Annotated in this window: 10 protein-coding genes and 1 pseudogene; 5 read left to right on the top strand and 6 right to left on the bottom strand. The window is 35.4% G+C overall.

Annotated features, from left to right (window positions below; all coding sequences use genetic code 11):
- The 4 genes and pseudogenes from BN2144_RS12765 to recU all read right to left on the bottom strand — a co-directional run.
- The coding region (locus BN2144_RS12765; RefSeq protein WP_033828697.1) for an IS3 family transposase at positions 1-1,015 on the bottom strand (1,015 nt) is incomplete at its 3' end.
- A gap of 127 nt (positions 1,016-1,142) precedes the next feature.
- A pseudogene (locus BN2144_RS12770) lies at positions 1,143-2,531 on the bottom strand (penicillin-binding transpeptidase domain-containing protein); the annotation flags it as partial.
- A 42-nt stretch (positions 2,532-2,573) separates the two neighbouring features.
- On the bottom strand, positions 2,574-5,243 hold the full coding sequence (locus tag BN2144_RS12775; RefSeq protein WP_033828645.1) for a transglycosylase domain-containing protein: 2,670 nt from the start codon (positions 5,241-5,243) through the stop codon (positions 2,574-2,576).
- Positions 5,244-5,333: 90 nt separating this feature from the next.
- Positions 5,334-5,957 carry a Holliday junction resolvase RecU gene (gene recU, locus BN2144_RS12780; protein ID WP_033828646.1) on the bottom strand — a complete coding sequence of 208 codons (624 nt, stop codon included), beginning with the start codon at positions 5,955-5,957 and terminating at the stop codon, positions 5,334-5,336.
- An 86-nt stretch (positions 5,958-6,043) separates the two neighbouring features.
- Between recU and BN2144_RS12785 the strand changes: the two genes are divergently transcribed.
- Positions 6,044-7,000, top strand: a complete 957-nt coding sequence (locus BN2144_RS12785; protein ID WP_230199737.1) for a DUF2515 family protein — start codon at positions 6,044-6,046, stop codon at positions 6,998-7,000.
- Between the two features lie 734 nt (positions 7,001-7,734).
- Here the strand turns inward: BN2144_RS12785 and BN2144_RS12790 are convergent.
- The gene (locus tag BN2144_RS12790) at positions 7,735-9,174 is read right to left on the bottom strand and encodes a DDE-type integrase/transposase/recombinase (RefSeq protein WP_033826673.1); all 1,440 of its coding nucleotides are present in this window, start codon (positions 9,172-9,174) and stop codon (positions 7,735-7,737) included.
- 167 nt (positions 9,175-9,341) lie between these two features.
- Between BN2144_RS12790 and BN2144_RS12795 the strand changes: the two genes are divergently transcribed.
- From BN2144_RS12795 to BN2144_RS12805, 3 genes are all read left to right on the top strand, one after another.
- On the top strand, positions 9,342-9,593 hold the full coding sequence (locus tag BN2144_RS12795) for a hypothetical protein (protein ID WP_033828648.1): 252 nt from the start codon (positions 9,342-9,344) through the stop codon (positions 9,591-9,593).
- A gap of 100 nt (positions 9,594-9,693) precedes the next feature.
- Complete coding sequence (locus tag BN2144_RS12800) at positions 9,694-10,062, top strand: DUF1798 family protein (RefSeq protein WP_050632306.1); 369 nt, start codon at positions 9,694-9,696, stop codon at positions 10,060-10,062.
- A gap of 171 nt (positions 10,063-10,233) precedes the next feature.
- Entirely contained in the window at positions 10,234-10,725 is a 492-nt protein-coding gene (locus tag BN2144_RS12805; protein ID WP_033828649.1) for a YppG family protein, read from the top strand.
- A 102-nt stretch (positions 10,726-10,827) separates the two neighbouring features.
- Here the strand turns inward: BN2144_RS12805 and BN2144_RS12810 are convergent, their stop codons facing one another.
- Positions 10,828-11,283, bottom strand: a complete 456-nt coding sequence (locus tag BN2144_RS12810) for an Hsp20/alpha crystallin family protein (protein WP_033828650.1) — start codon at positions 11,281-11,283, stop codon at positions 10,828-10,830.
- A gap of 161 nt (positions 11,284-11,444) precedes the next feature.
- On the opposite strand from BN2144_RS12810, the gene BN2144_RS12815 reads away from it, so the two are divergent.
- A complete protein-coding gene (locus tag BN2144_RS12815; RefSeq protein ID WP_033828651.1) occupies positions 11,445-13,712 on the top strand; it encodes a DEAD/DEAH box helicase in 2,268 nt (755 codons plus the stop codon).
- Positions 13,713-13,714 lie beyond the last annotated feature (2 nt).

Genomic DNA, 13,714 nt, shown 5'->3' on the forward strand with positions numbered 1-13,714 from the left:
TCTTCTTGTTTTTCATTAGTTTGTGAATCGTCTTTGTTGCGATGTCTAGAGTGATACGATCAGAAACATGGTAAGCTAGGAGTTCGTTAGTGGACGCATCTTTTATGGTTGACAAATAAGCCATGGAATTTCCGTTATATGGCAAATAAGTAATGTCCGTTAATAACACTTTTCCTGGAACTCCTTGCTTAAATTCCCTATTTAACTTGTTTGGAACAACCTGATGCTCCTTGGTTGCTTTAGCGATCCTTTTATAAGGATTTGGCTTTCTGTGAGGACAGATGATTCCATATTTCCTCATGATTCTCTGTATCTTTTTACGGCTAAACGTAATGTTAAAATCATTCTCCAGTATCATTTTAATGGAGCGTGAACCTTTCTTATATCCGCGCCGATTAAAGGCCTTTAAAATGATTTCCTTCGCTTCAAGATCCAATTTCTCCTTTGCTTCCCGGAAAGAGGAAGCCTTTAGGTAGCTATAATATCCAGACCGGGATACCTCTAAGAGGCCACATAGATACCTGGTCATCCCCTTAAATCCATTTTGTTCAATGGTCTCCTGAATCAATTGATATGCATTATTCGGATTTAGATTTTCGCTTGAGTTTAGCAGCCTCCTTTCTGTCGTTTCTAGCTTTTTTAACAGCTCAACCTGTCCTTCCAACAGTTCGATTCTTGCCTTTTGTCTTTCAATCACTTCGGACGGTGAAAGCTCACGTTTCAAGGGTCTGCCGGAAGCGTTTTTCCTCGTATCCGTAAGCCCAATCAAGCCATTCTTCTCATAGGCCTTTTTCCACCTGCAGGCTGACTGTTCGATTCGTTTTATTCCTATAACGTCCACATCGAAACCGTTCTCCGCAAAGATCTGACGAGGGAGTTTGCCAGCTAGGTACTCATCAATAAATCTATTTTTAAAATCGTCAGTATAGGTAATAGACCGATCGCTGACACGATGTATATTTGGATTCTTTTGAAGTGTTTTTAGCTCTTTGGTTGAAAAAGTTATTTTACTCATGTTGTCCCCTAATCCCCATATTCTAAAATTCAAGTATATAAAAAAATACCTGTAGGTGAAACACTCTTTTTCAAGTGTCCTACCTACAGGTACCATTTTACCATTAGGTTCACTCTTTTTCTTGATATTAATTTTCTTGGCCGTCTCCACTTTGAGTTTGTGCGTCATCCGATTCATCATTGTTATGGCCATTATTACCGTTATTGCTATTACCTTGATTATTATTGTTGTTATTATTGTTGCTATTGTTATTTTCACCATTGTTTTTATTACTGTCATTTTTATTTCCGTTATTTTTATTTTCATTGCTATTATTAGGATTTTTATTGTTATTATTGTCTGCTGGATTTTTATTTCCAGTTTCACCCGAATTTTCATCGCTCGTCTCTTGATTAGAATCTTCTTCCGTTGCTTCTGGTAGTTCATCTTGTTTATCAGGGTTATCCTCTACGAAAGAAGATAAATCTAAGCTGACACTAGCGCCGTCACTTTTGCGTCCATTAATTATTGCGTATACAGTGAATGTATACTTAAATCCAGGCATTATCTCTTGGACTTCAAGACTTTTTTTATCTGTTGCGTTTAATTTTTGCTCAGATCCTCCATTTAATGAAACATAGACATCAAAGGTAGCTCCTTCATTACCATCATAATCCCAATTTAAAGTTGCAGTTGCCTTGTCTTTATTATATTTAACATTAAGGTTTGAAACGCCTTTTGTCTTTTCGTATTTTACAGAAGTTTCTTTTGGCTCGTGTCCTTTAACAAAGTATTCATAGACAACTTCACTTTTTGGTGTATACTCACTAGCTAATTTCGCTGGATTAGATCCTTTTTCAATTGGTAATTTAACAACACTGCTTGGTTGTGTAAAGTCAGGTGTATCAATATCATCGTGCATATAAGTCATTAAAGATTTAAAGATTTTCTGTGGTAGTTTTGTATCATCTACTGGGTTTTTCTTTTTCTCATAACCTACCCACACCGCTGCGGTATAGTTCGTTGAATAGCCTGCAAACCATGCGTCTGGTGAACCATCGGCAATATTATAGTCTTTCTTTTCTTTCGCGGTGTAGTTTGTCGTCCCGGTTTTTCCAGCAATTTGTACACCAGGAACTTGAGCTCTCGCACCCGTCCCACTTTGAACAACCGTTTTTAACATATCAGAAATCATAAATGCTGTATAGTCGTTCATCGCTTTTTTCGGTTTCGGTTTTAAATCGAGTTCAGTATCCCTATCAGATAGAACAATTTTACGGATGGCATGGGGCTCATTATACATACCTTCATTACCAAATGCACTGAAGGCACCTGCTAAATGTATAGGAGCAATTCCATGCTTAAACCCACCAATACCGTATGCCTCCGTTATTTCATCCTCAAGCGGGATTCCAAGGCCAGTAGCAAATTCTCTTGCACGATCTACTCCGACCGCTTGAATCGCTTGTACAGCTGGAATATTTAGCGATTGTTGTAATGCATAGCGCATGGTAACATTTCCATAGTTACGCTTACTCCAGTTCCTAACGGNCCATTAGGTTCACTCTTTTTCTTGATATTAATTTTCTTGGCCGTCTCCACTTTGAGTTTGTGCGTCATCCGATTCATCATTGTTATGGCCATTATTACCGTTATTGCTATTACCTTGATTATTATTGTTGTTATTATTGTTGCTATTGTTATTTTCACCATTGTTTTTATTACTGTCATTTTTATTTCCGTTATTTTTATTTTCATTGCTATTATTAGGATTTTTATTGTTATTATTGTCTGCTGGATTTTTATTTCCAGTTTCACCCGAATTTTCATCGCTCGTCTCTTGATTAGAATCTTCTTCCGTTGCTTCTGGTAGTTCATCTTGTTTATCAGGGTTATCCTCTACGAAAGAAGATAAATCTAAGCTGACACTAGCGCCGTCACTTTTGCGTCCATTAATTATTGCGTATACAGTGAATGTATACTTAAATCCAGGCATTATCTCTTGGACTTCAAGACTTTTTTTATCTGTTGCGTTTAATTTTTGCTCAGATCCTCCATTTAATGAAACATAGACATCAAAGGTAGCTCCTTCATTACCATCATAATCCCAATTTAAAGTTGCAGTTGCCTTGTCTTTATTATATTTAACATTAAGGTTTGAAACGCCTTTTGTCTTTTCGTATTTTACAGAAGTTTCTTTTGGCTCGTGTCCTTTAACAAAGTATTCATAGACAACTTCACTTTTTGGTGTATACTCACTAGCTAATTTCGCTGGATTAGATCCTTTTTCAATTGGTAATTTAACAACACTGCTTGGTTGTGTAAAGTCAGGTGTATCAATATCATCGTGCATATAAGTCATTAAAGATTTAAAGATTTTCTGTGGTAGTTTTGTATCATCTACTGGGTTTTTCTTTTTCTCATAACCTACCCACACCGCTGCGGTATAGTTCGTTGAATAGCCTGCAAACCATGCGTCTGGTGAACCATCGGCAATATTATAGTCTTTCTTTTCTTTCGCGGTGTAGTTTGTCGTCCCGGTTTTTCCAGCAATTTGTACACCAGGAACTTGAGCTCTCGCACCCGTCCCACTTTGAACAACCGTTTTTAACATATCAGAAATCATAAATGCTGTATAGTCGTTCATCGCTTTTTTCGGTTTCGGTTTTAAATCGAGTTCAGTATCCCTATCAGATAGAACAATTTTACGGATGGCATGGGGCTCATTATACATACCTTCATTACCAAATGCACTGAAGGCACCTGCTAAATGTATAGGAGCAATTCCATGCTTAAACCCACCAATACCGTATGCCTCCGTTATTTCATCCTCAAGCGGGATTCCAAGGCCAGTAGCAAATTCTCTTGCACGATCTACTCCGACCGCTTGAATCGCTTGTACAGCTGGAATATTTAGCGATTGTTGTAATGCATAGCGCATGGTAACATTTCCATAGTTACGCTTACTCCAGTTCCTAACGGGTGTACCGTCTGAATATGTGTATGGCTTATCTTCAAAAATCTGGTAAGTTGACCATTTTAAATATTCGATGGCAGGTCCGTAATCAAGGACAGGTTTTATCGTAGAACCAGGTGGTCTTGAAATATCAATTGCATAGTTATAAGCACGACGTACTTTTTGATGCCGTCCACCACCAATAGCACGAATCTCCCCGGTTTTTGTATCTAATAAAACTACACCAGCTTGAATTTCATCATTCGGGTAGTCTATATATTCTTCCGTATTTAAAATATCGTTTACTCGTGATTGTGCACCTTGATCTAGAGTTGTATAAATTTCAAGTCCATCAGTATAGGCGTTGTATCCTAATGCTTCTACTTCGTCAACAATTTGATCGACAAATGCATCAAATGGTGAATCATCTTTTATTGAATCACCTTCCTTATTAACAATTAATGTCGATATTTTTGTGTTCTGCGCTTTCTTCATATCTTGTTCAGATATGAAACCATGTTGATGCATTAAAGATAGCACAGTATTTTTTCTTTTATCGGCTAAATCGGGATTTACAAACGGATTATATGCATTTGGTCTTTGTGGTAAACCAGCGATTAAAGCAACCTCAGGTAGAGTTAATTCATCTAAACCTTTGTTGAAATATGTTTTGGCTGCTGTTTTAATACCGTAAATATTCCCACCCATATTCACGCGATTCACATACATTTCAAATATATCTTCTTTTGAAAAATTACGTTCTAATTGTAAGGAAAGCCAAGCTTCTTGTGCTTTCCGCTTAATCGTTTTTTCAGACGATAAAAAGGACATTTTTACAACTTGTTGTGTTAAAGTGGAGGCGCCTTGAGAGCCGAATCCATTCTTAACATTACTCATTACAGCGCCACCTAAACGAATTAAATCTATTCCATGATGTTTAAAGAATCGAACATCTTCTGTAGCTAGAACTGCATTTTTCACTAGATCAGGAACCTCATCAAATTCGACTAAATCTCGTTTTTCAGTACCTAACTCGGTAACTAATTGGCGATCCATATCATAGACTTTTGATGATACAGGTACCTTTAGTTTTTTTGGATCAAGTTTTGGTGCATCGGAAACAAAATATGCAAACGTACCTACCCCACTAACTAAACCGATAAATCCAATGACAAGTAGAGTTAATAAAATTTTTTTGACAATACCTTTTGTTTTCGGTTGTTTTTGTTTTGGAGCTTTTTTCTGTTGTGACGCACGTCTTTTTTCGGTGCGCGATTTGTATTGCTCTGTCATAAATAATGACCATCCTTTCATTCCTTACTAATATTATAACCAACTATGAGGTCACCTGAACTTAGGTAAGGAATCTACACGATTATATAGTTAGTCTTTCCATTTTTTTTCATGATAATATAAAGAATCTATTATTCTAATATAATCAATTCTTGGCTGGATGCCAAGGGGTATTTGATATCCTAATTCTACAATTTCTTCTTTTGTAATCGATTTTCTTCCACCTGATTCCATTCGTTTCCAAAATTGGATTAAATATGATCCATCAAGTAAATAAACTTCTTCTGTTTTTGAAAAACGAATAATCACGAATGAAATACCACCACAGTCTAGGACAGTATTTATATGTTTGATTTGGTGTTCATGAAAATTTTTTAGCGGTATCGATGTTGTGCTCTTCGTTTCTTTTGCCTCGAAATCAATATATCTTCCTCGATAAACACCATTATAATCGGTTGTCGAAGGTGTTTTAAAGTAGGCTTCTTTTATAACTGCACGACTACGGTTCGGATAATCGACTTGAACGATTTGAACGGGGGTAGGCTTTTTATGTATAACCGCAATCTTATTTGACAAATAATATTGATTAGATTCGTTTAAATCTTCCTCTAAAGTCATCCCTCTGTTCGCATACAGATAATTTTTTTTTGGCAATTTGTTATTGGTTGTACTTTCTATTTTATACTTTTTTCCACTTGGATATCGGATTTCCAAATTCATCACCTCGAAGAAAAGAAAAATATTCAGTTTTTCCCTTTTATCTGACAGTATATATCGTACTTTGAATAGGATGTGAATATGTGGACATTGATTTGAGACAAAAATTGATTCAACAAATAATGAATAAAACGATAAAAGGCAATATAGATAATATATCACGAACGACATTTTATGAGTCATTTTATTTTCATTACAAAGAAATAAAATGGGCGTTACTTGCAGGACTTGTTTCCCGAAATGCCGGTTGGAATATGTGTGACCTTGAAAGTGACTGTTTTTCGTCAATTATTCCAAAACAATCAAGAAACAATTTATTTTTAACATATGAACGAGCCAATTGGTTAATTTTCCAAGATGCATATCCACAATTATTACTCTACCATTATTCAAAGAAATTTGGGTATCCGCTATTTCATTTATTACCATATTTTTCTGTTTCCAAATTTATGATGAAAGAATGGATGAATTTTTGGAAAATAGGGGATGAAAGGCGTTTATTATATTCGCTCATTATTAATGAACAAAATTTAATACAAACCCCAATCATCTCAAAACCATTTTATCAAAAAAAAGTATTTCGAACACTACCATTTTACTTTCAAGAACTACTTCATTATAGTATTGTAATTTTCCCAACTAGTAGTGGAGAGTTATATGGAGCTAGTGTTGAAAAATTTAAAAAGGTTGATTGTCGTATTGAATTAGGTAAAATGTTATCTTGGATTTTATTTGAGTCCGGGAATTTACAGTATTTTATTGATTTTATAAAAAAAACACCACATACAGGTTCTCGTCATGATTATGAAAAACTTTGGTCGAAACGTCGGGATATACCATTATTACGGCTAACTTATCCAATCATTGAACATAAAAGAGCTGTTGACAAATCATGGGATGAAGTGAGGAAAATAAAAAAGAGTTGGTTTAAGGAGCCAAGAATAAATAATCATGTTAATTTGACAAATTGGTATAAGAAAAAAAGGAAGGAAATAGAAATATATGCTAATATAATGGATTGGTTAAAAATGAATGAATGAAATGTAGACACCACAGGAGTGCTACTATTAAATGGATATGTAGTGGCTCTGTGGTGTCCATCGTAAAGAGAAAATTAAGTGGAAGGTCTATTTGGTCCTTCAAGTTTAGGATTGCCTTCACCTGCTTTTGTTTGAGTCCGGTTTTCCTTTTCAGTTCCACGATTTATTTGTTTCTTTTTAGCCATAGTAACCACCTCCTTACTTTAGTATGAACAAAACCTCCGTAGAACATTCTACTTTCCTTGTGTGCTTATGCGCACAAAAGTAGGCTTCAAGCATTGCATCAAAGCCGAAAAAAGCTTTTTCCCCTGAACTCTAATCTCTTTGGTTGCCTAGATCTAGCGTCCCTTTCGTTTTCTTTCAACTTTGTCAAATTTCCACTTTCTTTATCGAATTTCTTCTAGTTTTGTCACTCGTGAAGGAGCTTCTAGTTAAAAGGAGAATACATATCATAAGAATATAAAGGTAATGTCAAAAGTTCTATGAAAAACGGATAAGCAAACAAGATTTATTCCGAAATAAGGTGGAGAACCGTCGCCATTTGCCCTTGACAAACACGCCGATGGTTTAAGTTAGGTGTAACAAGGGCGAAGGGAACTAAATTAAGGCATGACAAATACGCCCTTGTTTTCCGAAAATTTTAAACCATCGGCTAGTTCGGTTTGTCAAGGGTTCGCTTCGCCAAATGGCTGGTTTGAATGTTAAACCATTCAAGGGCTCAGCTAAAGCTAAATTTAGGCGGCTTGTATTTCTAGAAGCCATTGTTGAGCGAGTTCAATCATTTTTGTCCAACGTGCCGGCATGTGTGGCAATTTGGAGAGTTCTGGGATCATAACTGGCACTTTATTCTCCAGTGAAGCATGTGGCCTGAGAAAGTTAAAATATGCTACGAATAAAGTCACATAGGATACCGATCCCTTTTCTGAACCAAACCCATGTGTAGCCTTATAATTACCCTTAAAAGTACGATTGAGTCTCTCAATAATTTGTTTAAGCGGTCGATATTCCGTTGAAACAGGATCCTCATTGGTTAATCCAATGACTTGCTTCACATCAAAGTGGATATCGTGCTGGGCAAAGAAGTGTTGAGCCAAAAGGTAAATAGGATTCCCATCGACCACAAAAGTAAGATCTTCTGGAATCTCTTTTAGCTTAAGCAATACTTCATCAATGGCTAATACAGCTGCCTGTGTATCTCGGTTTGGTGAAACAGGATACGACAAAATAATCTTTTTTACGGTATCAAAGAAGAAGAACAAGTAATTCCAACGTCCACTCACACGGATATACGTTTCATCACCGCAAAATTGATTGGAAAGCTCATACGGATAATGGTCGATAAACGGTTTCATTATGAGCGCGACACTGTTTTCGTAGTTTAAAATACTTTGGTGAGAAATAGAAACTCCGTGAATATCATTCATAATGGCCGCGGTTTTGCGCGCTGATAAGCCGTAGTTTACGTGATAAGTCAAAATAAGTCCCAGTGTATGCGGAGACACGTACAATTTCGATAAATCTACTTTCGGTAACTCTGGAGACTCTTTCGACAGTGGCTTATAGTCGAACTTAAACAGGCGAAATATATAGCGCATTTTGAACGCTTGTGGGTCTTTTTTGAACGGTTTCTTCTCTTCTTTCGAAAGACCTTTTAACTTCTTTTGGTAGTAAGAACATTGATTATTTTTACACTTGAAAACATCAAAATCTTTTCGTTCTTTTATCTTTTCAAGTGTTTTTGAACAGTGAGGACATCGTAAAATGGCCTCTTTCAAATAACGATTCTTTTCGCTAAACAAACACGCACACACTTTACATTGATATTGTCCTTTATCTCCATTATTTGCATAAAGAAAATCAGAAGGAGCACCACACTTTGGACAATTCAAATGAGAAGGCACACAAACTTTGGCGTTTTTATGTCTACGAACCGGTTTTAATGGTTTCCCGTGTTTTTCTAGAAAATCATTAAGTAGTTCTTGATAATCAAGCTTTTCAAGTGTTTCAACAATCGGAAGCTCATCCACCTGTAGTTTTCGATAAGGCTTGCTTATCGGTTTTTCTTCGGGTTTATCAAACATACTCTTTCCAATTAAAAGAGTCTGTAAAATTTTGATAGTCTCATCTTGGTACTTGATAAATTCAAATAAATAGGTTAATAATTGAGGATACAGACTTGTTCACTCCAATCTTGTTAGTTGTGTGTGTGGTAACCTCAATTAACCATAGATTTTAGGGGGTGGCAAGTCTTTTTTTGTTCAATGCCTTATAAATCAATGGTTGTTAACCTATTTAATATAAAAACTTTTGACAATACGAATATAAATAAGGGGGATTTTTGATGAGTGAGAATGTCATGTTAACACGAGTGGAAATTCTTAATTGGTTGAAGCAATTAGAGAGGGATATCGATGCGATGGAGGAAAAATTAACAAAGGCTGTCAATGAACAGTTGAAAGAGCAAACAGCCCGTTTTTCTAGTGATCTCTTGCTGATTGAAGAGAAAGTATCGAAAACAATTCATTTTAATGAAAAGGAAAATAAACAACGGAAAACAAATGATGCTCTATTTAAAAGGGTGGCTACAATATGAAATTTATTTTATATTAGGTAAGAAGTCGAAATCAAATCCGATTTTGGCTTTTTTTATTTTTCTTAAATCATTTATACTTACATTTGGGGGTGTAAATTGTATGGTTAATAAAGAGATCTTAATCATTGAGACAGAAAAAGTGAAACGTTATCTAAATGAAACAGATCAAATATATGAAAACGCACGGGCGACTAGAGAAGAAAAAGATTTTTATTCAATCATTAAGCCTTTTGTTGATGATGTACACAAGCAATTGGACCAATGGATTGTTTTAGCGCAAAATTTTATAAATGAACATCGCCCGAAAAACTTATATAATCAGCAAATTATTGCGGCGGCCGAAAATTTAAAAGAAATTTGTGTACAGGCATTTTTTCCGAAAACAAGTTATGCCCGATTTAAACATAATGTCCATTCAATCAACTATACGTTAGAAAAATTATTAGACGAAATAAAGCGAATTGAATAAGAGTAAATCATTGTTTTTATATGATTTAAGCATTCGGTCCCCTCTTTTTATAAATGGGGGGGATGAATGCAATACGTTCATGATCTTTTCCCTAAATTATTCGTAAAAAATTTATCACAATAACAAAGGGACACTCATAAAATATGTTGGAGCCTATGAGGAGGTATGAACATGATGTATCATCACCCAGGATCTAATAATGGATGGGGGCATAGGTGGCCGAATGGACTCGGGTTTTTGCCACCATCATCTCAACCTCATGTACAACAACCCAACCTAGACTTATCTATGCTGGACTTTACGGGAGTTCCTACACTAAATAATCAAGGCGGTATTTTTTATCAAGATCCATACTTGAATAACACGGGTACGACTAACTTGAATAACATTCCAATTTACCAGATTTTAGAAAACCCTCTCCATCCCATTTACAACCAGATTCATTCAAACTCAACTTTTCCATTACAGAATAATCAATTGCCACCGTTATCGTCTCAAAACAGTGGTCCACAAAGTTCAATGAATAGTATTATGCAAAATTTTAAAAGTAAGGATGGCTCAATTGATTTCAATAAAATGTTTTCTACCGCTGGACAGCTAATGGGTACAATCAACCAATTTACTTCATTAATCAAAGGTGTTAGTCAACTATTTAAGGCGTGAGCAAGTTACTATGATTATTTTTATTAAAAAAGCTGTTCGTTGAGTGGATAATTCTGGTACGACTTGCACTCGACGGACAGCTTTTAATGTTGAAGAGGTGAATTAATCTTCCAGTGGAATTTTTTTTCCGGATTTTTTTGGTAATATAATTTTCAACAATCCATTTCGATAACTTGCCTTTGCTTTTTGAACTTGAATTTGATGATACATCGGTATGGTACGGCTAATGTTTCTAAATGATTGCCTTTTGCTAAAAATATGAACATTTTCATCTTGATACGATTCATATTCCGACTGGTTAATAGAAATCGTCACACTGTTTTGCAAAATTTGAATATCAATCTGTTCCTTTTTTATCCCAGGTAATTCAGCGAATATGATATATTTGTCACTTTCTTCTTGAATATTCACCTTAAACCCGGGTCTTAAATTAGAATTTTGAAAGAATTGATCAATACTCTCTAATATATTTCGCATTGGTCGTTCATTAAAAAACTGAAAAAATGAATTCCAATCATTTAATTGGCTATCTTTTTTCTGTGGTAAATGTTCACTCATACTTCCCACCTCACTTTTTACAGTTTTTCCGCTATAATATATGAATAATGATAAAATTTGTGCGTATACAATTCTAGAAAAGTACAAATATTACCTTTGTAATAGGAACGTATATTCGATACAATAGAACTAATAATTTATAGTTTATAAGGGTGAAATAGATGCTAAGAAAACGTCAGCTAAAAGATGTCATGACATGGATGAAAGAGACGCCTGAAATTCGTGAAAATATAACGCATTGGGAAACAATTGAAGAAAAAGAGGCTGTTACCGTACCATTTCCAAACGAACTACATCCGAAATTAAAAAATGCGTTAGAAAATAGGGGGATACACTCGCTATATAGTCATCAGAAAGAAGCGTTTGATTATGGAATAAAAGGAACTGATTTTACTGCAGTAACACCAACAGCCAGTGGTAAAACACTATGTTACAATCTCCCTGTTTTACAAACAATTTTAGAAAATAAAGAAGCAAGAGCACTGTACATGTTTCCAACAAAAGCATTAAGTTATGATCAAAAAAGTGAATTAAATGAAATAATTGATGATGCCGGAATTGAAATTAATAGTTACACGTATGACGGTGATACACCGGCTAACATTCGGCAAAAAATTCGAAAAGCAGGACATATTGTTATTACAAATCCTGATATGCTACACTCAGGAATTTTACCTCATCATACGAAATGGGTATCCTTATTTGAAAATCTAAAATTTGTCATCATTGATGAATTGCATACATATCGTGGTGTTTTTGGTAGTCATACTGCAAATGTAATTCGAAGATTAAAACGAATTTGTGAATTTTATGGTAGTAATCCAATATTTATTTGTACTTCTGCTACAATCGCGAATCCGAAAGAGTTAGCCGAAGTATTAACGGGTAAAACGATGCGTTTAATTCATCAAAACGGTGCGCCAAGTGGAAGAAAACATTTTGTCTTCTATAATCCGCCAATTGTAAATAAACAACTAAATATACGTAGGAGCGCAACATTGGAAGTGAGAAAACTTGCTAGTGAATTTTTAAGGAATAAAATTCAAACCATTATTTTTGCAAGAAGCCGGGTCCGGGTAGAAATCATCCTTACTTATTTACAAGAATTAATAAAAGACAAAATCGGGGCCCAAACGATTCGTGGATATCGTGGTGGTTATTTACCAACTGAACGAAGGGAAATTGAAAAAGGCTTGCGAAATGGTGATATTTACGGCGTCGTTAGTACAAATGCATTAGAGCTTGGTGTTGACATTGGACAATTACAAGTTTGTATCATGACGGGTTATCCTGGAACGATTGCTAGTGCCTGGCAACAAGCAGGGCGTGCAGGACGAAGACACGGAGAGGCATTGATTTTATATGTCGCAAGTTCTGCACCGCTTGATCAATATGTTATTAATCATCCAGAATATTTCTTTCAGCAATCACCAGAAGTTGCCCGTATTAACCCCGATAATTTAATTATACTTGTTGATCATATAAAATGTGCTGCGTTTGAATTACCATTTAAACAAGGGGAAAAGTTTGGTGGACTAGACATTGAAGATGTGCTTGATTATTTGCTAGATCAAAAAGTACTTGTATTTAGTAAAGACAAATATCATTGGATGACCGATTCTTTTCCCGCACATAATATAAGCCTCCGTTCAGCATCTCAAGAAAATGTTGTTATTATTGATCAATCAAATATTGCTCATGCAAAAGTTATCGGAGAAATGGATACATTTAGTGCGTTAACACTCCTTCATGAAGAGGCCATCTATATGCATCAAGGAACCCAATATCAAGTGGAAAAATTAGACTGGGAAGAAAAGAAGGCCTTCGTTCGTGAAGTACAAACAGATTATTATACCGATGCAAACTTAGCTGTCGATTTAAAAGTTTTAGAGGTTGATAAAAAGCGAGATATGAAGAGTGCTGTTATTCAATACGGAGATGTTGCTGTGCAAGCGATGGCTACGATCTTTAAAAAGATAAAATTTGAAACTCACGAAAATATTGGTTCTGGACCTATTCACTTACCTGAACAAATTCTTCATACGACATCAACGTGGATATCATTAGATAAAGAAGCTGAATGGAGTGAAGACCGTTTAGAACAAGGTTTGATAGGGGTAAGTCATGCATTGAAAAACATGGTTCCAATGTATGTCATGTGTGATCCGAGTGATGTCTATGTCACACCGCAAATGAAATCAAGTCATAATGAAAAACCAACAATCTTTTTATATGATAGATATCCTGGTGGGGTTGGCTTAAGTGAGCAAATATATGAAAAGTTGCCTAATATTATGTTAGAAGCAAAAAACATGATTGAAAACTGTCCTTGTGAAGACGGTTGTCCTTCCTGCATTGGAACAGAAGGTCATATGTATAATGGTAAAAGAGACGCTATCCAGCTTTTAGAAGCTTTTCTCGCTTCATAATC

Origin of the sequence: Bacillus andreraoultii (assembly GCF_001244735.1) — a bacterium.
In the GTDB taxonomy this organism is placed as follows: domain Bacteria; phylum Bacillota; class Bacilli; order Bacillales; family Caldibacillaceae; genus Caldifermentibacillus; species Caldifermentibacillus andreraoultii.